Here is a 22,794-nt window from a genome sequence, read left to right as displayed (position 1 = left end):
CGTTGCCTCCAATTTGGGTACTGAATAAAACGTTCAGTAGCGCGACTATTAGGCTTTCAATCTGCGAGATATGTATCCCTTGCGACACTATGTTTTTTAATTATTCGGATGTATCGCCAAGTATTTCTATTTCTCATCAATTCTATTGCTAATCAATCCTATCGGTAGAACATTGATGACAACTTAACCTAGGGAAGCATTTGTCAATCAGTAATTATGCTCAGCCTTTACTCAGGTTTTGGGTGGACAACTTTGATTTGGGCGATCGAGCAATCATGTCTCGCGCCATATTGATGTCCACCTACCCTCAAATCGCCAATTTTCCACTCCTAAACAAGCAATATTTTAAGTAAAATTACGGATTGACAAATGCGATTAAGTTATATTTCGTCCCCCATATCGGTAGAATGCCAAGTATTCTTGAAACGTTATCAATTTTAGCTAGATCCGTTAAATTTTTACTTAGATAATACATAAAACGGACGCAACTGGCAGAGTAATAGCAATATCTCTCCCACCAGTTAAAGTCATTGTAATACTTGGATATTTGACTTGTCCACTTAAAGAGTCATTGAATAATCCCTGCTTAACTTGATAACGGGACTTAAAAAAAAAATAGTGGAGAGTATGATAAACTCGAATCGAGTTAAGGTTCACTAAAGTTACTAGAGCGCTTTAATAATAGATGAGTCGGCTCTCGGAACGCGAAAAAGTGGCACACTAACCCCAGGCCTGCGAAGACCAAGTATCCGAAAAATTGGCAATAGGGATAACTGCGTAGTATGAGGAACAACATCTCTATGTAACGACTTAAGTTTTTTTACCATAAAAATAGGTTAAAATTTATGATAACGAGTTCAGTATTTGATTTTTACATTGGGTACTGAGGACTTTATTTTTTACTCCTCTCCTTAAAAATGACCACACAAAAAACCTTATTCCCGGAATTTAAATTGAATACAATACCAGAAGAAGTGTTGACACAGATATCGCAAATATTTACAGCTACCCTATTTAAAATAGGTGACAATCCAGTATCCCTGCAGTCACTGGTAGAACTAATAGTGTTGTTTATGGCTATCCTTGTCATAGCACGCTCATTTACGAATTTCCTGAAGGAACGCTTGCTAGTCAGACTGGGAATTGACGAGGGAAACAGGGAAGCCATCGCAGTAATTATTGGGTATTTAATAGTAGCTTTAGGAGTAATAGTCGCCATCCAAAGCATCGGCTTCAACCTCGCTTCTTTTGCAGTAGTTGCGGGGGGATTGGGAGTCGGAATTGGCTTCGGAATCCAAGATTTAACAACTAATTTTGTCAGCGGCTTAACGCTGCTTTTAGACAGGCCGGTTAAAGTCGGAGACTTTGTGGAATTAGAAGGATTAATGGGAATCGTCAAAAAAATCTCGATTCGATCGACCATCATCCAAACTACTGAAGACTCTAGCGTCATTGTTCCCAACAGCAAAATGATTAGCAACAAAATTGTTAACTGGAGTTACGAAAATTCCCTACTCTGTCTGCGAGTTCCCGTAGAAGTAGCCGAGAATAGTAACCCCCTGTTAGTGACAGAAACTCTGTTAAATATTGCTTACGCAGAAGCTGGAGTATTGTACGAACCGAATCCGAAAGTATTGTTTGTCGAGTTTGGTGATGATAGTTTTAAATTTGAACTTTTAGTTTGGACGGACAAGCCGACTGAAAGAGAAATAATTAAAAGTTCTTTGAATTTTGCAATTGAATACAATTTCCGCCAGCATAAAATCGAATTTCCGTTCAATGACCGTGAAATTTATTTGCAAAATCCCGAAGTTCTGTTGTCCATGTTTAACAAAAAAGAAACTGCAATTGACCTCCCGAACAGTTACTCAGAAAATGAGCAAAAACCGCCTATTTTTGCAGAGAAACTGAAAAAGCCATCGTCGCTTAGCTGTTTGCTACGAGAGGTGGAATACTTTGAAAACCTGACTGACCTTGAATTGCGGCAATTGATTGAAGTTGGATACCGGAAACGGCTGCGATCGCAAGAATATTTGTTTCACGAAAACGACCCCGGAGATGCTTTTTACATGATTCTTTCAGGTTCAGTCGAAGTTTTTGTAGCAGCTATTGACAAACATCTGAATAACCTCGGTAGTGGTCAGTTTCTCGGTGAACTTTCTTTAATGTTGGGAATCCCCAGAACTGCTTCGGTAAGAGCTTTGGAAGAAACAATTTTGTTTGCCATCAATAAAGAAGGTTTCCAGAAAGTTTTAACTGAACGACCGGATTTATCTGAACAGATTATTAAAGAAATAGTCAAACACAAAGAAGAACTCAGCGAGAGACAGCAATTATTGCGAGAAATGGAATTGGTAGATGCAGCAGAAGAGGATGAAAATCCTGTAGAATGGGTGAGAAAACGGCTAAAAGATATATTTACTGTTTGAAATAATTTCTATGACGCGATTTATTCACGATCTCTTTGCCAAAGAATACCTGGAGGAATTGCTGTCACCGCTCGGAACGGTTAATATCGGCCGCGATGTGGCTTCTGAAGTCCGATAAATCGATGTTTACTTCACTTTCTTCAATCTAAAATCTAAAATCTAAAATCTAAAATCGATCGATGCCCACAGCATCGAAAGCATTGGTAGATAGCTTTAATGCGATACCAGACACAGAGAATTGGATGCAGGGAATTTATTTCTTGGGGGAATCTTTGCGAACTGCAATTGTGGCGATTCACCAGTTGCCAGAAACTCCAGAAACTCTGTGGTTGAGGATTTTGGGCAAAGGGGGAGTGCAGCAAAGGGCTATTTCCCAATTAAGCGCTTTAGCAACAGACGATCCGTTGCGGATTATCGCGCTAGAATTGCTGTATCGGTTACAATCAAATTTATTGACATCCTCCCCGCCGTAAACGGTCGGGGATTCTAAACATCACTGTTTAGGCTTCCTCTTTCCACGACTCGACTTACATTGAGGAGTTGCCTCACCAATGCAGCGGTCGATGTCTCCAGAGGCGTTTAACGTTTCCGTGTGCCCCACGGTACGAAGTCCTAACTCAAGTATGTTGATTGCGGCATTCCAGTCACGTAAGAGTACAACACCGCAATGTTGGCAGCGGTGCGTTCTTTGACTCAAAGACTTTTTGACGATTTCCCCACAGTTAGAACAATTTTGCGAAGTGTAGTGCGGTGGTACAGCAACTGTTACCACTCCAAACACTTTGCCGAAATATTCCAACCATTGACGGAAAGCAGACCATGCAGCATCCGAAATAGATTTAGCTAGCTTTCTATTTTTGACCATATTTCGCACCTGCAAATCTTCGTAGGCAACCAAGTCGCTAGACTGGATTACGCATCTTGCCAATTTCACGGCAAAATCTTTACGTTGTCTACTTACTTTGAGGTGTTTTCTACTTAATCGGTTTCTTGCTTTGGCTTTATTTTTGGAGCCTTTTTTTGTTCTCGAAAGACGCCGATTCAGTCGTTTGAGAGCTTTCTCGGACTTTCTCAGATGACGCGGGTTTTCAATTGTTTGACCGTCTGAATCTGTGTAGAAGTGAGTCAAACCAACGTCCAAACCTAGTGTTTTACCAGTTGGCGTTCTCTTTTCTAGTCGTTCTTGGTCGATCAAAAACTGAACGTAGTAACCGTCGGCTCTACGAACAACACGCACGCGCTTAAGCTGCTTTAATTGGTAGAAGTGCAAGTCGCGAGTTCCCCACAACTTAAAACTTCCGGCTTCAAACCCATCAGTGAAAGTGATAGTACGTCTATCATCCGACAACTTATAGCCTGTTGTTTTATATTCAACAGAGTCGTGCGTCTGATGTTTTTTAAAACGCGGGAAGCCCTTTTTCCCTGGTGTGCTTTTTTTGCAGTTGTCGTAGAACCGCGCAATTGCAGACCAAGCTCTTTCGGCAGAAGCCTGACGCGCTTGAGAGTTGAGTTTAGCAGCCCAAGGAAATTCTTTGGCTAGGACAGCGCAGTAGGCGCTTAACTCGTACTTGCCGATTCCCAAGTTGTCGAGCCAGTATCTCAGACAGCTATTGCGAACGAAGCGAGCGGTGCGGATGGCTTCGTCTAGCCTCTCGTACTGTTGCTTCGTCCCCTCAAGTTTTGCCTCAAATACCAACATAGTTACGCTTGTCGTGTCAGCGTAAGTATAACACAGAAAGCCGTCCTACAAGGACGGGGCTTTAAACCCAATTATTTTAGTAACCGATGCGCCACAAGTATTAGAGCCAGAAGAGCGGGAGTTAATTATGGCCATTGCACCACTTTTTCAACAACAAATACAAGCAGCACAGCAACAAGCTAGAGAACAAGGACTAGAACAAGGACTAGAACAAGGACTAGAACAAGGCCGACAAGAACAACAGCGCTTAATATTAGGAATGAGAATTAAATAACTTGCATTTTTTGTAGGTTGGGTTTCGTTCCTCAACCCAACCTACGAAGTTATTTAATCGACGATCCTTAGAAAACTTTCTGCGAGTTAGATTTGGAGAATTAAGTCCAAAAATGGCACTTTTTCTATCTCCAATATCCAAGTTGGCGGCGGCGGAATTTACAGTGCTGTTGCTGGCAATATCGATGTTAACAGTCGATGAATCTGGGCGGGAATCAGCAGTGAAATTGTTGGCTGAAAGTGTCTTGCAAATACGATCGCCTGAATTGGGCGATCTTCTGCCTGCTGCAGTTACTAATTTATTGGCATTGCCTGTGGCAGAATTGACATTGTTTGTAGAACAACTGCCGCAGTTATCGGCGGAGGAATTGAGGGAAAGGTTAGGAAAAACACCTGACTAAAACCTGCGATCGCAGCCATAAAGGGATCTCGCTCTTTATGGCATTTAAATGATTCTCGAAAAAAAATCCTAGATTTTGTCGCACTTAGGAATTGGACTCCGGCCCTAAAATCAAATGCAGCAGACCATCGATCAGTCGATCGCGCTCCATTGGGATAATCTCTTTACCGTGCATCATTTCCTGCATTAACTGAAAATATACCAAAGATCCGATAAAAATTCGCGCCGTTGCCTCCGGATCGGGCAATTTTAACTCTGGATGCGATGCCAAATATTCCGCTAGCCGCTCGATACCCGGTTTAGCTAAGTTTCTCACAAAAGTCTGCGCGAGCTGGGGAAAACGCCCTGACTCCGCAATCACTAACCTCACAAAATTGAGATATTCTGGTTCCTGGGTCGCCTGATCCAATATAGTTGTGGCAGCGAATCGCAGCGCTACGGCAGGTTCTTCATCCAGCACTGTAAAATGGACTTTTTTTCGCGCCAGTCGCTGTACCAAAGCCGCAAACAATCCCTCTTTATCTTGAAAATAGCTGTAAACCGTGGCTTTGGACACTCCCCCCGTCTTCGCTACCTTGTCCATACTCGTGCCCGCGTAGCCGTGGGCTAAAAATTCTTGCATCGCACCTTGCAGGATTTGCTCGCTCTTGTCACCTCCTGCTGCGTCTGGTTCGATCGGTTTTGTCCTTGCCATACCTTGCTTCTGTAATTTTTATTTGGGAGCTTGACATTATTATACTGAACGGTTTAGTATTAAAAGACATCGTAACTAAACCGTTTAGTTTTATTTTCTCACAAAGAGGTATGTCATGGTACACCAACCAACAGCAGACAGCTTATCCTCAAATCCATCCCTAGTTAAAAAACTCCTAGTTGTGGCAGCAGTAGCAACCCTGGGGGCAGCGGGAACCACAGGCTACACGATCTGGCGATCGCGCATACCCGATCCGAACGCAGTAGCCGCAGCAGCAGCCGTCACAGCATCCCAATTAACAACAGTTACAGCCTTGGGGCGACTCGAACCCAGAGGAGAAGTAATTAAAGTCTCCGCCTCCGGTGCCGCGGAAGGAAACCGGATCGATCGACTTTTGGTCAAAGAGGGAGACAGGGTGAAAACAGGCCAAGCGATCGCAATTTTGGATAGTCGCGATCGCCTGCAAGCCGCCCTCGACCAAGCTCAAGAACAAGTGCGCGTCGCTGAGGCAAATCTAGCAAAAGTCAAAGCTGGAGCCAAAAACGGCGAAATTCAAGCCCAGAAAGCGACTATTAGCCGTTTATCTGCCGATCGCAGCAACGAGATCGCAGCGCAACAGGCGATCGTCAGCCGCCTAGAAGTCGATCGCAGCACCGAAATCGCAGCGCAACAAGCCACAATTGCCCGCATCAGGGCCGAACAGCAAGGGGAAATTCAAACCCAAAAAGCCGCAATTGCCCGTCTACAAGCCGAACTCCGCAACGCCCAAAGCGAGGATCGGCGCTACTCCCAACTGTATAAACAGGGAGCAATTTCCGCCTCAACTAGCGACAGCAAAAGCCTCGCCGCCGAAACAACTCAACAGCAACTCAACGAAGGAAAGGCAAAACTAAATCAAATTCAGGAATCCCGCCAACAGCAAATTAACGAAGCCCAAGCCAAATTAAATCAAATTCAACAATCTCGCCAACAGCAAATTAACGAAGCGCAAGCCAAACTCAGCCAAGTTGAGCAATCTCGACAACAGCAGATTAATGAAGCCGTGGCAAATCTCGATCGCATCGCCGAAGTGCGTCCCGTTGACATAGCAGCAGCCGCCGCCGAAGTCAGTGCCGCCGCTTCAGCCGCCAAACAAGCCAAAGCCAATCTGGATCTAGCTTACATCCGTGCTCCCAGAGACGCCCAAGTCCTGAAAATTCATACGCATCCGGGGGAAAAAGTGGGAAACGACGGCATTGTCGAACTCGGACAAACTCGCGAGATGCTGGCTGTTGCGGAAATCTACGAAAGCGATGTGGACAAAGTACGCCTCGGACAAACCGCCAAAATTACTAGCGATGCTTTGACCGGCGAATTGCGGGGAACTGTCGAACATATTGGTTTGCAAGTGCAGCGGCAAAACATTGTTAACACCGATCCTTCTGCGAATATTGATAGTCGAATTGTGGAAGTAAAAGTGCGCTTAGATGAAGCTTCCAGCCAGAAAGTAGCGGGATTAACCAATTTGCAAGTCAAGGTGGCGATCGGGGAAATTAAGGATTAAGAATTTTTTAACCACAGAGAGCGCTGAGGACACAGAGGAAGAGAATAGAGAGATGAATCATTCTGACTTAATTATTAAAGATTAAGAATTGTTCCAACATCAGGTTGCTGTCTTTAATCCAAAATCCAAAATCTAAAATCTAAAATCCTATGATTGCACTAATCAAACCCTTAGAACAATTAAGACGCAGAACTTCCCTCGGATGGCTGCAACTGAGTCACGACAAAGGGCGAATGCTCGTTGCAGTAGCAGGAATTGCCTTTGCTGACGTTTTGATGTTCATGCAGTTGGGCTTTCAAAATGCGCTTTACACCAGCAATACGCGGCTGCACCAAAGCTTGCAAACAGACTTAGTTTTGATTCACCCCCAAGCGCGAAATTTGATTAATTTGTCTTCCTTCCCCAGGCGCCGATTGTATCAAGCAATGAACGTACCGGGCGTGAAATCAGCCGAACCGCTTTACGTGAAAATTGCTAACTGGAAAAATCCCGAAACTCGGCGCGAAACGTCGCTGATGGTGGTGGGTTTCAATCCGAATCGCCCTGCGTTTGCGCTTCCCGAAGTTAACCAAAATTTGAACGCGATTAAATTGCCGGATACCGTGTTGTTCGATCGAGCTTCTAGGGGAGATTACCAAGGGACGATCGCGCAAATCGATCGAGGAAAAGCTGTTAAAGCTGAGGTAGAGCGGCGCAGGATTAACGTCAGCGGTTTATTCACAGTTGGAGCATCTTTTGCCGCCGACGGTATTTTGATGACTAGCGATCAAAATTACCTGCGCCTGTTTGCGAGACAAAACGCCGCGAGTGTTAATGCCGGATTAATTCAACTGCAACCGGGTGCTGACCCCGTGGAAGTTCAACAAGTTTTAAAAGCATATTTGCCGCCGGATGTCAAGGTATTAACAAAACAAGAATTTATCGATTTTGAGAAAAACTATTGGGCTAAGAATACTGCGATCGGCTTTGTGTTTAATTTAGGCGTCGCGATGGGTTTTGTAGTTGGTGTCATTATTGTTTATCAAGTTCTCTCAACCGATGTCAGCGACCACATGGGAGAATACGCTACTTTCAAAGCGATGGGCTACCGCAATGTTTATTTACTGGGCATCGTTTTTGAACAAGCTCTAATTCTTTCTGTCCTCGGTTTTTTGCCAGGAGTAGGAGTTTCTTTCGGACTTTATTCTTTAACTCGCAAAGCTACAAACTTACCCCTTTATATGACGCTGATTAGAGCATTTATAGTATTACTTTTGAACGTGATTATGTGTACTATTTCGGGAGCAATTGCCACTCGCAAGCTGCAATCAGCAGATCCAGCAGATATGTTTTAAGGGAAAATGAAGAATATCATGTCCTCACGATTAACCATAATATTCCGGTCGGAGCGGGTTTTTGAGATGGTCAATTATTGGCCGGTATTGTTGGTGAACCCGCCCCTACAAAAATCGAGGTCGCTCGACCGGACATGATATAAGTGAGTCTGAAGGACACTAAATCCGGGTTATAAAACACTTTATCATACTCGGTGATTGAAACCTTTCCTACACAAATGAAGTCCGCCTCCGCAGACTAAAAAATAAAGGGGTATTAAAGCTAAATTTGGTAGAAATTCCTGAGTGCCAACATATTTTTTGTCAACTTATTTTCTTCTTTTTACTCGGCTATTTAGGCGATGTAAGCGATGAATCATTCAATCTCAAACCTCAAACCAAGAAGTTATGAATTCTACTACTCTCGACCCGACAACCAACGCCTTACAGATTCCTTCACCTATAATTTCCGCGCACAAACTCGACCACTACTTCGGTCAAGGTCAACTGCGAAAACAGGTACTTTTTGACATTAATCTCGACATTAATGCAGGTGAAATCGTGCTGATGACGGGGCCTTCTGGTTCTGGAAAAACTACGCTTTTAACTTTGATTGGCGGACTGAGATCCGGTCAATCGGGAAGTCTCAAAATTATCGGTCAAGAAATGTGCAAAGCGAGCGCAGACGAATTGGTAAAGGCGCGACGCAAAATTGGTTATATTTTTCAGGCGCACAACTTGCACCGCAGTTTGACGGCGCTACAAAACGTGCAGATGGGTTTGGAAGTTCACGGGAATTTGTCGCGTTCTCAAATGCGCGATCGCTCTGCAAAAATGCTAGAGTTAGTAGGACTGGAACAGCGGATTAACTATTATCCAGATGATTTGTCTGGAGGACAAAAACAAAGAGTTGCGATCGCCCGCGCTTTGGTCAGTCAACCGCAAATTGTTTTAGCTGACGAACCAACAGCCGCCCTGGACAGCAAATCCGGTCGCGAAGTGGTGAATTTGATGCAGCAACTAGCCAAAGAACAGGGTTGTACTATTCTGTTAGTAACCCACGATAACCGAATTTTAGATATTGCCGATCGCATCCTTCACATGGAAGATGGAAAATTAGCCTAATTTTTAAATTTCCGAAGAATAGACATCCTATCTAATCCGTTGACATCGGAATTATTATCTCTCTCTTCTCTTTCTCTGTGTCCTCTGTGCCCTCTGTGGTTTAATCATTTCGATACAACCGGAATAGACATCACCCATAACTACCCCATTTTCAATTTTGGATGTCAAAATTTAATCCAAAATTCCCAAACTCGAATCTAAACTCGTCCTTGAACTTTTGACTAATTGCTAACCACCAATCCTTGCCGGTAAATTCCCAAATTTTGCAGGTACATTGCTTCGAGTTTGGGCATCGACGATTCTACAGAACCACCATAACGGCGAAAAGAAGGCCAGATGTAAGCGAGTTTTCTGACTGCTGGCTCCAATCGACCCGCTTCTATATCTTCTAATGCACCTTTTTCTCGGATTAACTCTATAGCCATCCAATCTTGATTTTCTGGGCTGAAATCGCGGACGCCAAATTTTTTGGCAAATCTGTCCCAAGTGGTGCTGAGAAACTGATATCGCCCCGCTGCGTCGGAACAGAGTTTTTTGCCGTAGCGACGGCCGCACCTCATTTCTCTGGGATGATCTTGAAAGCTGACAAATTTCGTGCCGGTGTACTGGGTGCGGTAGCCGTCGGGGCTAGCGGTTCCTTCGGCGGCTGCGATGGTGTCGAGAAAGGCTTTGACTCGACGTTCGGGGCTGATGTTATCGAGTCTGCTATCGAGTCTGGGCTCTGGTGAATTCTGGGTTGGAGTTTCGGGCGATCGATCGCGATCGATGTTATTCTCTCGTTTGTCTGGTGAGTCGATCGTCGCAACTTCCGGCAGCCGTTTCGGGGCGGGCGAGCTTCCTGCCGAGACCGATTGTCCCCACAGTCTCGGCGTCATTCTACCTAAGAAAAAGCACAAACAGATTAAGAAACCCCAAGAGAGTTGAAAACGAAGGCGTTTAGACCGATTCCGGCGCAGAACCGGCCACCGGTGAAGGGGGAGTGTTGCGGGCAAAATTTTCGTTTGCTGGCCGAAGGCGAACAGCGATTTCAGCGCTAGCAAGGTTTGCTTGTAAAAACGCGGTGCAAGTTTCCGAGCTCTCATCGCTGCTGCGAAAGTCTCGACATCAGTCAGAGTAACTTGTGCCAGCGGTTTTGCGACAAACACTCGAAAATGGTTGGCCGCCTGCCAGCTAAAGCGCCGGTTGCGGGGGGATTTGCGGTTTACCCACAGGCGAATTAGCTCCATGTCTGACATAGGGAGCAGGTGGCTTCCCAGATGTTTTGATGCGTACAAAAGTACCTCCTGATATCAGTTCAGGTTGAAATATCCCAGTTTGTGGACTTGAGATTGGTTTCACCTTTGAAATTGGGGACTGGCAAGGAAAAAAATCTCTTTCGGGGCGATCGCAAACTTCAAATTTTTCGGTCATCACCGAAGGGGAGCGACAGGGATCAAGATAAACTGGTTTCAACCATATCCAGTGATACTACTAAGTGTTCGCCCGGTCAAGTTCACGGGCAGATTTGGCGATGGGTTGAGTCTAAAATTTAGTGATTCCACAGGTCTCGCCGTCCCAACTGACATAGGTTTCAAGGTGCTGGCATTCGGCTGACTCAAAAGTGAGCGATCGCATTTTTTGTATCTAATATTAAGAATTCTGTCGGTGTTTGGACCCGGAGGATTCCTCAGCTTGAATGCTGAGCAAATTTTTGCGTTTTGCCAGCATCAGGGAACCGTAGCGGTTAGCCCAAACTTGAGTAAACTCAGCACCTAAGAAGAGAATCTGAGCTGAATAATTGATCCAAAGTAAGATAATCACGAACGAGCCAGCAGCACCGTAGGTAGAGGCAATACCGCTACCTCCTAGGTAAACTCCAATTAAGGATTTGCCGATCGTAAACAGCATTGAGGTGATGGCGGCGCCGATCCAAACATCATTCCAGGCAAGATGGACATCGGGCAAAACTTTGTAAATTAAAGCAAAAAGCAGCGTAACTACGCCAAAGGAGAGAGCAAAGTCCACAATCTGCCAAATACCCACTGGTAAGTGCAGCAAGCCGTTCAACCAAAAGCTGACGGCCGCTAAAACGGCGCTCAGGACTAAAGATACTAGCAGTAGAAAGCCTATGCCTAAAATCATTGCAAAAGACAATACGCGGTCTTGCAGAAATCCCCAGATCCCGCGTCCGGGAGGCGGTGAAACATTCCAAATAGTATTGAGGGCTTCTTTGAGATTAGTAAACACATTGGAAGCCCCCCACAAAAGTGTAGCGATACCGAGTAAAGTAGCAATCATTCCCGACTTTGGTTCGGAGGCTTTGAGGATGAGTTCTTGGATGGTTTCGGCGCCATCTTTGCCGATTAAACTTTGGAGTTGACCGACGATTTGACCTTGGGCTGCGTCTGCACCAAAGACTAAACCGGCGATCGCAATTACGATAATTAGCAGCGGGGCCAGGGAGAAGACTGTGTGATAGGCTAGGGCGGCTGCTAGGGTTGGCGCTCTATCTTCTTGCCATTGAGTAAAAGTTTCTTTGAGCAGGGATATGACTGTTTTTAATTTCACGGCATTTGGTTTCCTTATACTTAGAGTATAAAGAATTATACTAGGTTAAGAGTTTTTTAGCCTCAGCCACAAGATAGATTTATCGATTAGCAAATTCGGAAGATTATTTTTATGTCAGATTCCCACACAACTGTTAACAACACCGAGGTAAAACTGTCCAAAAAAGCAATTTCTTGGGCAAAAATTAGCGCATTAGTAGGGGTGGTCAATTTTTTGCTGGTGCTTTTTCATTTCAGTTACCTTCAGTTGCGCCCTGTTTATCAGAGCTATTTTCCGGGTTTAGTTAAAATTTATGACCCGATTAAAGGCATTGATTCGAGTTTAGCTAATCCCGAATATTTGAAAAGTGCTGACCAGTTTTGGCGAATAGATACGTTTTTTATTGGTTTTTTTGGGGCGGAATTTTTGATTAAAAGTTTGTTCCACACCCGCCGTAAACCGGGGGTAACTTGGTTTGATTTTGTGCTGAGGCGCTGGTACGAGGTGTTTCTGGTGATGCCGATTTGGCAGGGGTGGCGGATTCTGCCAGTATTGGTGCGGCTGCACAAGTCTGGTTTGGTGAATCTCGATCGCGTAGTTGCTCAAGTTACCTATGAACCGGTGGCTTATTTAGCCAATACGATGTCGGAATACATGATGGTGCGGTTTATCAATCAAGCTAAAAGTTCGATCAAACAGGGCGACGTGGCGCAGATGTTGCTGGCGCAGCAGCCGTACCTTCACGTCAATCAGGAAAATACGATCGAACAAATTACCAAACGGATTTTGGATCTGACAATTTACAAAGTTTTGCCACAGGTGCAACCGGATTTAGAAGAATTGCTGCACCACAATTTGGAAACAACAATCAAACAGTCTGATTTCTATCAAATCCTGCAAACTTTCTCTCCGATTAATATTTTGCCGACGGAGATGACTGAACAGCTAGCAAATTATTTAGCTCAAACTGCGGTGGATGTGGTAGCTACTACTTATGAAGACGATAAAGGTAGAAAAATTCTCGATAATTTCAGCCAAGAATTTAATCAAAGTTTACGGCGGGAATTGCAAGATGAGAAAACTCTCGCGGAATTGCAGTCGCTGCTGTCGGATTTGTTAGAAGAAGTGAAGTTGAATTACATTCAAGGCGGGTTGAAGTCCGATCCGGTGCAGACTTTTACGGAAATTAACTCGCTCCGGGGAGTAAGGGAGAGTTGATACTGCAATGAGTTCCGGTGTTGTGAATTAGATTCTTTTTTTTTACTCGCATCTTGCACCATTGTCAAGAACAGGCTTTTCGGCCTGTTCCACAAGAGATGAATTTTCTTGTGGAACAGGCCGAAAAGCCTGTTCCTAAAAAAGTAATTGAGAATGGTGCAATATCTCAGTTAAAACGAACCCCGAAGACGCCAAGGGCGCGAAGGAAGAGAAGAGAAAGAGTTCACAAGTTCTACGGGTAAGGTGTGCAATGCACACCTAGGAATATGGGTAGTGGGGATATCCGAAATGTCGGGGGATAAACCTATCTGAGTCCCAAGCTAAAATAAAAGCATGAACATAAAACATCTATCATATTAGATATCTATCTTGAACAACCTTACTTGCCTGGAAATAGAAGTAGCCCAAACAATGCTGAGTTTAGCAATGTTGGTGGGCTTAACACTTTTAATCGCCTTTTTTGTGGCGTCAGAACTAGCATTAGTATCAGCCGATCGCCATCAAATCCGCCAACTCGCCCACTTGCACGATCGCCCAACCGCCAAAACCGCCCAACTCGTCCACCAAGCTCAAAACAACATACCGCATTACCTGTCTGTGACCCAAACTGGCACAACAGCAGGGAGTTTGCTGTTGGGTTGGTTGGGTGAGGGAGCGACTGTACACTGGATTGAACCGTGGATCGACAAATTGCCGATCGGTCATTTTTCTGCCGTGCTGACTGCTCATTCGATCGCAGTTCCCGTAGCTTTTATCTTAGTAACTTACGTAGAAATAGTCTTAGGAGAACTAATCCCCAAAGTATTAGCAACCCACGCCCCAGAACGTACCGCTTTGCTGCTGATGCCGGCCCTCGAACTCTGCTCAAAATTACTGTGGCCGCTGCTAGTAATTCTCAACGGTACCGTGTGGCTGCTGACTGGTTGGATTACCAGTAAAGAGTCTCAACCGCTGGTGTCATCTTCCCAGGCAACTTTCGTTCAAAAAGATGCTCATTCGGCACTCATTTCTGGCCTATGGGAAGTGACAGCAGTTAACGAAAAACTAGGGTTAAACCTGCCAACTAACCAAGCTTACCAAACAATCGCCGGATTCGTAATCCACAATTTAGGTAAAATGCCCAATCAAGGCGATCGGCTATTGTGGGGTGAGTTAGAAATAGAAGCAGCAAATGTAGTAGAAGGCAGTTTAGAAACAGTGCTAGTGCGTCAGGTAACTCGCCCTTTGTTTGAGACTCAGCAGCCAGAACTTGTGTTAAATTGATCCTAAATCAGGCTTAAATACTTCCTCGCTCTATGTGTGAGGTTGTAATTAGTCGCTCAGTGCGACAATGTACCAGAAATCTGCAAATTGCATAAAGCACAGTTTAGGAGGTGGATATGCTAAAAACACTTTGGGCTACTGTTCGACAAGGGAAAATTGAACTGCTGGAGTTATCCGAATTACCCGAAGGGGCAAAAGTATTAGTAACAGTTTTACCTGATGAAGAAGCTGAGTTTTGGCTTCAAGCGAGTCAAACATCACTAGATAGAGTTTGGGACAATACTGAGGATTCAGATATTGGCTTAATTTAACCTTTTCCAGATATATTCATAGCGCCTATAGACGCTTTTTAGTATTTCCTGGGAAACTTCTGTATCTTTGACACAGGTTATGATAGCGGAATCTTTACAATCCATATCGCCAAGAACATAAATTCTCAGATGTTTTGGAATAGCATTGTAAGCTTCTCGCAAGCTACTTTTATTTTCTTTTGTTGGGAATGTTAGGAATTTAGCAAAGGCTTGAACACAAGTATCTGCAACTGTTTGCTTTCCCTGAAGCTGAGCGATGGTATCTTCTACTTCTTTTACAAACTCATCAATCTCTATATAATAAAACTCTAAAGTCGAATTTCCGTAGTAGAGATGGTGACAGCTTATCCTCGCACCCTTGGGAACTTGGGTAACAACCCATCCCTCGGCAACTTTGGTTTTGAATTCCTCAAAGTTAACCCATTCCCAACAATCGATCATACCGTCTTCAAAAACTCGGATGATGGTTTGGTAGTAGTCGCCGTTGTGTATAAAGGCCGACAACCCTTTACCCCGAATTATTTCTCCATTTTCACCGTTTCTATATAATTGAAGCATTTCTTTTGCCCTTAACAATCAAGCGTATTCCAGTAGGGAAACGGCACTGCCGTCTCCTCTTACGGACACGGCGCCGTGCCCAAGGGGTGTCAACTTAAGGTAAAACCCATAGTCCGGCAAGGGTTGAAACCCCTGCCTCAAAGCGAAAGTCCTCTCAAAGAGGACTAATGAGTTAAGAATTCTTCTTCTCAGTCCTCTTTCAGAGGACTTTCGCTATTAGACAGGGAATTCATTCCCTGGCGGACTGCCGGGTGAGCGGGAGAACTGGCGGACTAAAAGCTTAAGTTGACACTAATGGGCAGTGCCGTTTCCCTACAGATATCGCCTACTCCGCCTTCGTTTAGTTCACAGCCACCTTCACCGCACCCCCAACCAACTGCTCGTAATCCGCCAACAACCACGGAGGCAAACAAGTATTCGCATCCTGAACCTGCAACTGTCCAGGGCGACAATACAGCATCGCCGCCAACAAATTATTCACAGCTTTAGGCGCTCCAAACCCTTTACTCAACTCAACAACCAACGAGTTAAAAAACTCGCGATCGCTCTCATTCAATGGCTCGTTAATAAACCCGCTGCCCAACATTGCTTTGTAACCCTTGCCAAAATCGCTCCGGTACAAAACTTCTACTTGTTCGCCGGAAACGCTCAGCCACAAATCGGCAATTTGCTTGCGAATCTGCCGCAAATCTGCTATTACCAATTCAGCCGTCGGGTCGATTTCATAAAGATTGACGGCAGCAGTTAATTGATTGAGAAACTGCGGCATATAATCTTGTTTGACAACTGTTTGTTCGGTTGTCGCAAATGCGCTCTCAAACACCTTTTCGTAATCTTCAAGCAACCACTGCGGCAAGCGGGTGCGAGCATCGGGAACCCGCATTTTACCCGGAACAAAATACAGCATCGCCCCCAGCAGAGCATTGATAGCTTGAGGCTGCACCAAGCCTTTGCTAATTTCGGTCAATCTCTGCAAAAATTTTTGTTCGGCTTCACTCATTGATTCTGCTTGCAAGCCACATCCGAGTATTGCTTGATATCCCTTGCGAACTTCTCCTCGGTAAAAAGTTTCGAGTTTCTCTGAAGGAACAGTCAGCCAAAAATCTGCCATTTGTTTTCTGATTTGGCGGAGTTCCAAAACAACCGATTCGTCAGACGGATCGATGCGGTAAAGATTGACGCATCCTAACAGTTGATTCGCAAATTGCGGGGATTGAATATATTGAGCGAGCAAGTCAGAAGTGGACTCAGACTTGACGGTGGCTTCCATCTCAAAAACTTGTTCGTAATCCCCAATTAACCAGTGCGGCAAACGGTTGCGAGCGTCGGGAATTCGCATGGTTCCCGGCGGGAAATACAGCATCGCGGCAAGCAAGGCATTGACAGCTTTGGGATGCACTAATCCTTTGCTAATCTGGGTTAATTGCTGCAAAAATATTTGCTCGCTTTCGATCATCGCTTGACGTTGAAAATCGCTCTTTAGCAGGATTTGATAGCTCTTACCTGAAGCGCTTTTGTAGGCTGCTTCGAGGTTTTCGGTGGGAAGGTTCAGCCAAAAATCAGCGATTTGTTTGCGGATTTGACGCAATTCGGATATTGCTGAGATGTTTGAGGAGTTTCTCTGATAAAGGTTGACGGTGTTCGAGAGAATCTCGTCCAAAGCTGGCTGCTTGGGAATGCTATCCTGTAAGTTGCGCGATGCTTCCAGGTGGCTGGTTTGCCAGTTGCCAAAGAGTTCTTGGAATAATTTGCCGATCGCCCCAGAGTATGCAACACTGTCAAAACAAGCCGGATTAGCTTGCATTTTTTGCTGAATTTCCTGCCGTTTTTGCTGCCGCAATTGCGGGTTAGTGCCGAGGGTAACGGCTAGCTGAATGTAAGATGCTTCGCTATTGGCAATTAAATCAGGCATTTGCAGTTCCCGCAGCATCGCCGAACCTTGGCGGAAGCGCAAAGCATTTCCTTCCACAACCACCGCCGGCAATCCTACTTGCAAAGGATCAATTAACGATGTTGCCCCAGCATAAGGATAGGAATCGAGATAAACATCTGCTAGCTGCAAAAATTCTTTCACATCCGCGCGGCTTGGCAGTTGTTTTACGAACCGCAAGCGGTTGTTATTGACGCCGTATTTAGCGCAGGCAGCGTTCAGATTGTTGACAAAAGGTGTCGCCGGATAGGTGCGAGTCCAAGCCGGCCCGAAGGGATATAAAATCAAGATTGAATCGGGTACAGCAGCTAGAATTTTTACCCAACTCTCTCTCAACTCCGGCAGAATTTTGTAGAAGTTGGCGCCGGAGATAAAAACGGTTGTATTGTCTGAAATTCCCAGACTTTGGCGCGTAGGTTTAACTGTAGCAACTTCGGATTCTGTTGCGTATTTGAAACAAAAACCGCTGCCTTCGAGAACAGCCAACTGTTCGCGATATTGTTCTTGATAACTAGCATCTGGCGCGGTAAATTGACCTGCGATGTAGTAATCCATGTGCCGGATTCCCGTGGTTGTCGGGGAACAGAAAGATGTAGTTTGTACCCGCGCTAAACGGTGGATTGCTAGTGAAGTCAGCGGTTTGTTAATAGCTGTTAAATTCGTACCGAAAAACAGGATATCTAAGTCGTCGGCGCGGATTGTTTTGACTTGCGATGCAAAGTCTTTCGGGAGTGCAACCAGTTTGTCGGCGCGACTTTGACAGTATTGTTCTAATTGGTGGCCGCTGGTGTTGAGCGCGTACAGGTATATCTCGAACTGGTTGCGGTTTAAATGCTCGAAAACCGGGATGGTAGCGAAGGTTTCGGTTTGGGGCGTGAAATGGTCGTTGATGATGCCGAGGCGGATTTTTGTCCGATTTGGCGATCGCGCCGGGAAGATACAATCAATTGAACTGCCGCGATTTTTTAGCGAAAACTCAATAATTTCCGCCCGTTTGGTGTAAATATCGCGCAGGTTTGCCGTGGCAAAATACACCGGGATAAAGTTCGCAACTTGCGAGAAAAATAAGGCAATATTTTGCCAAAGTTGCGAATCGGGATTGGTGAATATATTGCTATGAATGTAATTCACCCATCTTTGCATAAATTCATAGTAGTTGTCTGCTTCTCCAACTGTTTGAAACAGGTTGGGACTGCCAAACATAAATTTGAGATAGTCATTGGCAAACCAGTTGGGAATTTGAGCGCGCTCGTACTTAATCTGCAATTGATCTGCACGTCGGTAAAGCATCGCTGCTAGCAGGTAATTGATGGCTTTTGGCTCATTAAATCCTTTGGCAATATTTGCAGCTACTTCATTAACAAAACTCTGTTCTGCGTGGGTTAGCGGTTCATCTTTAATGTCGCTCTTCAGGAGTATCTGATGTGCCTTACCTGCATCGCCAGCATAGGCATTTACCAGTTGAGCGGGGGGCAGATTCAGCCAATAATTGGTAAGTTGCGTACGACATTGGCTGATGTTAGCGAGGCTTACTGGGTTAGACTGGTCTTTTTGATACTCTCCCAAGTATTGAGATAGCGAATTTAAAAGTTGCGCTATTTTGTTTTCGGGAACTAATTCATCAGCTATTAAGTAGCTATGTTGCTGCAAAATTTCCTCTGACCAACGGACTTCTTCGGGTTGGTAAAGTTGAGAGTGCAGGTGAATAATGAGGGCTCTCATTAAGTATAATTTTGCGCGAACGCTAGCCATTTTTTGGGTTCGGCTAGAGCCGTCACCGTGCTGCCTATAATAGAGATAAGGCTTAGGTAATCGATACCCTAACCAGCCTTTTTCATAGGCCGACACCCAAAATTCCCAGTCTTCACATCCCAGCTTCATCACTTTTTTTAACCCGCCTACTTCCTCGAAAATTCCCTTTCTAAATAAAGAACTAACGGGAGCTTGATTGTCTCTCAAAAACCTATTGGGATCGAAATCACCGTGGATAACTAAATCACAGTTGGCTCCGAAGTGCTGCATATCTGTATAGACAAAACCCACCTGCGGTTTTGCTAATAAAATTTCCAAGCACTCCTCTAGAAAATTCGGATGAATTCGATCGTCAGCATCTAGGAATAAAATAAACTTTCCTGACGACTGCTGAACGCCAACATTTCTCGAATCAGCGGGCCCCGTGTTGGGTTTATCTATGAGGCGAATCGATGTTTGAGGATACAGTTGAATTAAATAATTTGCGAAGTTGCTGGTATCATCCGTGCTGCCGTCATTGACAATTATGCACTCCCAGTTTTGATAAGTCTGACTGACAACACTTTCAACAGCTTCTCTGACATATTTCGCGTGATTGTAGCACGGGATAATTACGCTGATAAGTGGCTGTGGGGGTGTGCGATAAGGTAACGCATTCAGTTCCGAGGCAAAAACCGAGACAGGAACCGAAGAAATATGTAGGATCCCTCGTTGGCGGATGCCGTATTCATCCCATATTTGGTAAGCTTCTTGCTGGGATAATTGCGATCCATGTTCCAAACCTTGTTGATTTTTATAGTACAAACCGAGAATTTCGGGCAAGTGCACAATATTTTCGCTTTTGCCAATCCGCAGCCAAAATTCATAATCGCCAGCAGCCGTAAATTCGGTTCGGAAATAGCCGTATTTTTCGTGCAGCGATTTTCTCCACATCGGTTGGGAACCAATAATGCAGCGCCGTTCGAGTTCGCTGTAGTCAAAGGCTGGCCAATTCCAACGCTTTTGGGCTTGGGTTTTTGCAAAAGTATCGTTCGCTGTGTTGGTGATTAATTGGTCAGCATAAACCAGACTTACTGGGGAATTTTCATCCAAGTATTTCGCCATGAATTCTAGGGCATCGGGGCGGTGTCTGTCATCGGTGTTAGCATTAGTTATGTAAGCTCCGCGCGACATCTTAATGCCTCGATTCCAGGCTGCATATAATGTTTCGCGGTCAGAAGTGCGATCGTAAACAATATTCGGATATTTCGCTTGAAATTCCCGCACAACAGACTGTTCATTTTCTTGGGAACCGCTGTCAATTACTATGATTTCGAGTTGACCTTGTTTGTACAGCGTTTGCTCTACCAAGTCCTGTAAGCAGCCGCAGATAAATTTTTCGGAATTGTAAGTAGAAACGATCGCAGATACTTTAAAAGCGGACGGGACAGGCTGGGAGTTCTCACCATTCCCGAATTCCCTCTGCAAAGCTGCATCAGTTTGCTGTTGAACGGAAGCATTCTCCGAATGTGCGCGATCGGCTACTTGAACCAAAGCTGAACTAACAATTGCAGCCATTTTCGACCAGGAAAACTTCTTAGCTTGCTCTAAACCCGCCGCAATTAATGAGTTGCGGACACCGGGATTCTGTATTTCCCGCAAAGCATTGACAAGCCCAATAACATCATCTCCATTTACATAAACCGCTGCTTTTCCTGCTACTTCAGGAATCGAACCGTTTGGACAGGTGATGACTGGACAACCGCAAGCCATTGCCTCAAGGACTGGCAACCCAAAGCCTTCATATTTCGACGGATAAACTAACACTGAAGCACCAGAATAAGCAGCTCTCAGTTCGCTGTCGCTTAGTTGCAGCGTGTGGACAGTATTCCCAGAACAGTACAATTTCAACTCTGGTTCTAATGCAGGTTTGCCACCTGCACAGACTATATCAAAGTCAAACTTGTTGGCAAGTTGAGAAAAGGCTTTGAAGAATAATATTCCGTTCTTGTAACCATGCCAGCCTACCCTTTCGCCTACCAAAAGAAAATAGGGCTTGGTAATGCTGTATTTTGACTTAAAGCCTGAAATTTCTTCTCTATCGGATGGCGAAAAATTGGCATCAATGCCACAGTGCGCTACAGCGACCGAATTTGAAGAAATCTGCGGAAAAACCTTTACTAAATCGCGGGCTGTATTTTCGGAAATGGTGATGTAGGCCGAGGCGTGGCGGATACCGCAATGCTTTTCTCTCCACTCGGAATGACCAATATTTTGCCCCATCAACTCTGGGATCATGTCATAAGCCATGAAGACCGATCGCGTTGACAAAGGCGTTGTATAATAAGTAGAAATAAATAAATCGGCTTTTTCTTCATCGCAGATTTGTTGGAGCATTTGGCGGTCAGCATCGGTTTGGCTGTAGTCGTAGCGAGCTACATTCCGGTACTGAATGCCGGGAATTTTGGGGGCGGTTCCCGCTCTGTCAAGAACTATAATTTGTTTGGCAAAACCATTTTCTGCCCAGTTTTCTAGCAGCGATTTCCAGACGCGACCAATGCCCGTGCTGTTGAGCTGAAAAAATACGCCGTCTATCACAATTTTTCTACTTGTTTTAGTAGGAGGCATGGCTGCGGGAGTTATCATTGATTTGCGGTTCTCTCTGTCTGCGATTTTTCTCAGGGCTTCCTCGTAATCCTGTTGGAGTAATGAGGGTTTTTTCAATTCCGGCTCTTTGTAAGATGATAAGCTATGAAAAAGTTGAGGCTGAATTTTCTTGTCTGAAAAAATATGCAAAGAATCGCCGTTAGAGTAAAAGTTTAAATTAAATTTTTCGGCAATTATCGAGAGTGCCTTGCTGGTATAAATAGAAATGTGCTGACCTTCATCTAGCGCATAGTACCACCATTCGCTGGGCTTGGGATTGTTGGCTGGCAGCAGTTTGGTACTGAATAAAATATTGCGGGAAAATTTGAAGATTTTTTGGATCTCCTCCAGCGGCTTAACAAAATGCTCAAATACTTCAAAAGCTGTCACTAATTCGTAGCTGTAGCTGCTGTTTTCGTCTGCCTCAAATCCTTGAGATAATATATTTTTACAATATTTATCGTACCAATAAAAATCAAATCCAAAATCTCTCATCATCCGAACAAATACACCGTAGCCACCTCCATAATCTAAAAACTTAGCCTGGTGATTAAATAAATTAAAAATAATATTATTGGCGGCGTTTGAGAACATCGTGCTTCTCGATAACATTCCCACGTCGCTGCTAGCTATGGCTTCTGAATAAGCCTCCTCAAGCCAGTAGGGTTCTTCCGTTTGAACAAAGCCGCAATTTGAGCATTGAAAATACTCGACGTTATATTTTTTTAGTACCCTAGCTGCAGCAAAGGTGTTGGTTGGAAAATCACAAATATTGCATTTCATTTTAATTATTTAAACTTACAAATTTATTCAAGTAACTGCCTGTGTTGGAATGCCGAATATTTATGAGACTTAACTAAGTTTATAATAGTCCTAAGTGATTGCAGTGCGATCGGCTAGACTGTTTTTATGCTGACGCTTGAACTCTTCGGACGGTTCCTCAAGGGTTTACCATATGGCTTGTGAATAAACAGGAACATTCCACAACAATATAGCCCTGACTCAGATATCTTATCAGGAATCAGCTCCCTAAAAATTACTGCGACTAAAGGCTTGACAATTTTTTATTTATGGTATAGGTAACTCGTGATTGCAGCACCCGCATCTCCTGACGACGCCCAGGGCTGTTCCGTTC

General features: G+C 44.6%; 16 protein-coding genes. 10 read left to right on the top strand and 6 right to left on the bottom strand.

Going from position 1 to position 22,794, the window contains the following annotated elements:
* The first annotated feature begins 917 nt into the window (after nt 1-917).
* Nucleotides 918-2,429, top strand: coding sequence for a mechanosensitive ion channel domain-containing protein (locus tag QUA88_RS18570; RefSeq protein ID WP_333209061.1), 1,512 nt, complete (start codon nt 918-920; stop codon nt 2,427-2,429).
* Between the two features lie 179 nt (nt 2,430-2,608).
* Nucleotides 2,609-2,902: a hypothetical protein gene (locus QUA88_RS18565; protein ID WP_333055396.1), complete on the top strand. Its 294-nt coding sequence runs from the start codon at nt 2,609-2,611 to the stop codon at nt 2,900-2,902.
* 20 nt (nt 2,903-2,922) lie between these two features.
* On the opposite strand, the gene QUA88_RS18560 is transcribed toward QUA88_RS18565, so the two are convergent.
* Entirely contained in the window at nt 2,923-4,128 is a 1,206-nt protein-coding gene (locus tag QUA88_RS18560; RefSeq protein ID WP_333055397.1) for a transposase, read from the bottom strand.
* 127 nt (nt 4,129-4,255) lie between these two features.
* Here QUA88_RS18560 and QUA88_RS18555 point away from each other — a divergent pair, with 127 nt between their 5' ends.
* Together QUA88_RS18555 and QUA88_RS18550 are read left to right on the top strand one after the other, a co-directional pair.
* Nucleotides 4,256-4,402 carry a hypothetical protein gene (locus QUA88_RS18555; protein ID WP_333055399.1) on the top strand — a complete coding sequence of 49 codons (147 nt, stop codon included), beginning with the start codon at nt 4,256-4,258 and terminating at the stop codon, nt 4,400-4,402.
* Nucleotides 4,403-4,514: 112 nt separating this feature from the next.
* Entirely contained in the window at nt 4,515-4,802 is a 288-nt protein-coding gene (locus tag QUA88_RS18550; RefSeq protein ID WP_333055401.1) for a hypothetical protein, read from the top strand.
* An 84-nt stretch (nt 4,803-4,886) separates the two neighbouring features.
* Here QUA88_RS18550 and QUA88_RS18545 read toward each other — a convergent pair whose 3' ends face one another.
* Complete coding sequence (locus QUA88_RS18545; RefSeq protein ID WP_333273065.1) at nt 4,887-5,495, bottom strand: TetR/AcrR family transcriptional regulator; 609 nt, start codon at nt 5,493-5,495, stop codon at nt 4,887-4,889.
* Nucleotides 5,496-5,610: 115 nt separating this feature from the next.
* On the opposite strand from QUA88_RS18545, the gene QUA88_RS18540 reads away from it, so the two are divergent.
* The 3 genes from QUA88_RS18540 (at nt 5,611) to QUA88_RS18530 (ending at nt 9,476) form a co-directional block, all read left to right on the top strand.
* Complete coding sequence (locus QUA88_RS18540; protein WP_333273062.1) at nt 5,611-7,038, top strand: HlyD family efflux transporter periplasmic adaptor subunit; 1,428 nt, start codon at nt 5,611-5,613, stop codon at nt 7,036-7,038.
* A 149-nt stretch (nt 7,039-7,187) separates the two neighbouring features.
* Nucleotides 7,188-8,372, top strand: a complete 1,185-nt coding sequence (devC, locus tag QUA88_RS18535; RefSeq protein WP_333273060.1) for an ABC transporter permease DevC — start codon at nt 7,188-7,190, stop codon at nt 8,370-8,372.
* Nucleotides 8,373-8,759: 387 nt separating this feature from the next.
* Entirely contained in the window at nt 8,760-9,476 is a 717-nt protein-coding gene (locus tag QUA88_RS18530) for a DevA family ABC transporter ATP-binding protein (protein ID WP_333273058.1), read from the top strand.
* A gap of 221 nt (nt 9,477-9,697) precedes the next feature.
* On the opposite strand, the gene QUA88_RS18525 is transcribed toward QUA88_RS18530, so the two are convergent.
* Both QUA88_RS18525 and QUA88_RS18520 read right to left on the bottom strand, forming a co-directional pair.
* Complete coding sequence (locus QUA88_RS18525) at nt 9,698-10,711, bottom strand: glycoside hydrolase family 104 protein (protein WP_333273055.1); 1,014 nt, start codon at nt 10,709-10,711, stop codon at nt 9,698-9,700.
* 394 nt (nt 10,712-11,105) lie between these two features.
* Complete coding sequence (locus tag QUA88_RS18520) at nt 11,106-12,023, bottom strand: YihY/virulence factor BrkB family protein (RefSeq protein WP_333055407.1); 918 nt, start codon at nt 12,021-12,023, stop codon at nt 11,106-11,108.
* 111 nt (nt 12,024-12,134) lie between these two features.
* On the opposite strand from QUA88_RS18520, the gene QUA88_RS18515 reads away from it, so the two are divergent.
* From QUA88_RS18515 to QUA88_RS18505, 3 genes are all read left to right on the top strand, one after another.
* Nucleotides 12,135-13,220: a hypothetical protein gene (locus QUA88_RS18515; protein WP_333055408.1), complete on the top strand. Its 1,086-nt coding sequence runs from the start codon at nt 12,135-12,137 to the stop codon at nt 13,218-13,220.
* A 369-nt stretch (nt 13,221-13,589) separates the two neighbouring features.
* Complete coding sequence (locus QUA88_RS18510) at nt 13,590-14,483, top strand: CNNM domain-containing protein (protein ID WP_333055409.1); 894 nt, start codon at nt 13,590-13,592, stop codon at nt 14,481-14,483.
* Nucleotides 14,484-14,599: 116 nt separating this feature from the next.
* Nucleotides 14,600-14,794 carry a hypothetical protein gene (locus tag QUA88_RS18505; RefSeq protein WP_333209049.1) on the top strand — a complete coding sequence of 65 codons (195 nt, stop codon included), beginning with the start codon at nt 14,600-14,602 and terminating at the stop codon, nt 14,792-14,794.
* On the opposite strand, the gene QUA88_RS18500 is transcribed toward QUA88_RS18505, so the two are convergent.
* Nucleotides 14,786-15,352, bottom strand: coding sequence for a DUF7638 domain-containing protein (locus tag QUA88_RS18500; RefSeq protein WP_333055411.1), 567 nt, complete (start codon nt 15,350-15,352; stop codon nt 14,786-14,788). The two genes, QUA88_RS18505 and QUA88_RS18500, sit on opposite strands and share 9 nt — an antisense overlap.
* A 340-nt stretch (nt 15,353-15,692) precedes the next feature.
* Nucleotides 15,693-22,442, bottom strand: coding sequence for a glycosyltransferase (locus tag QUA88_RS18495; protein ID WP_333273050.1), 6,750 nt, complete (start codon nt 22,440-22,442; stop codon nt 15,693-15,695).
* Nucleotides 22,443-22,794 lie beyond the last annotated feature (352 nt).

It is taken from the genome of Microcoleus sp. D3_18_C2, assembly GCF_036702395.1.
GTDB lineage: Bacteria > Cyanobacteriota > Cyanobacteriia > Cyanobacteriales > Microcoleaceae > Microcoleus.
The sequence above is the reverse complement of the archived record's forward strand: the minus strand, read 5'-3'. Positions and strand labels throughout refer to the sequence as shown.

Coding starts and splice junctions, on each gene's coding strand:
- devC (WP_333273060.1), top strand. CDS start 7,188: ATGATTGCACTAATCAAACCCTTAGAACAATTAAGACGCAGAACTTCC.
- QUA88_RS18565 (WP_333055396.1), top strand. CDS start 2,609: ATGCCCACAGCATCGAAAGCATTGGTAGATAGCTTTAATGCGATACCA.
- QUA88_RS18530 (WP_333273058.1), top strand. CDS start 8,760: ATGAATTCTACTACTCTCGACCCGACAACCAACGCCTTACAGATTCCT.
- QUA88_RS18515 (WP_333055408.1), top strand. CDS start 12,135: ATGTCAGATTCCCACACAACTGTTAACAACACCGAGGTAAAACTGTCC.
- QUA88_RS18560 (WP_333055397.1), bottom strand. CDS start 4,128: ATGTTGGTATTTGAGGCAAAACTTGAGGGGACGAAGCAACAGTACGAG.
- QUA88_RS18550 (WP_333055401.1), top strand. CDS start 4,515: ATGGCACTTTTTCTATCTCCAATATCCAAGTTGGCGGCGGCGGAATTT.
- QUA88_RS18500 (WP_333055411.1), bottom strand. CDS start 15,352: ATGCTTCAATTATATAGAAACGGTGAAAATGGAGAAATAATTCGGGGT.
- QUA88_RS18570 (WP_333209061.1), top strand. CDS start 918: ATGACCACACAAAAAACCTTATTCCCGGAATTTAAATTGAATACAATA.
- QUA88_RS18495 (WP_333273050.1), bottom strand. CDS start 22,442: ATGAAATGCAATATTTGTGATTTTCCAACCAACACCTTTGCTGCAGCT.
- QUA88_RS18525 (WP_333273055.1), bottom strand. CDS start 10,711: ATGTCAGACATGGAGCTAATTCGCCTGTGGGTAAACCGCAAATCCCCC.
- QUA88_RS18540 (WP_333273062.1), top strand. CDS start 5,611: ATGGTACACCAACCAACAGCAGACAGCTTATCCTCAAATCCATCCCTA.
- QUA88_RS18555 (WP_333055399.1), top strand. CDS start 4,256: ATGGCCATTGCACCACTTTTTCAACAACAAATACAAGCAGCACAGCAA.
- QUA88_RS18505 (WP_333209049.1), top strand. CDS start 14,600: ATGCTAAAAACACTTTGGGCTACTGTTCGACAAGGGAAAATTGAACTG.
- QUA88_RS18545 (WP_333273065.1), bottom strand. CDS start 5,495: ATGGCAAGGACAAAACCGATCGAACCAGACGCAGCAGGAGGTGACAAG.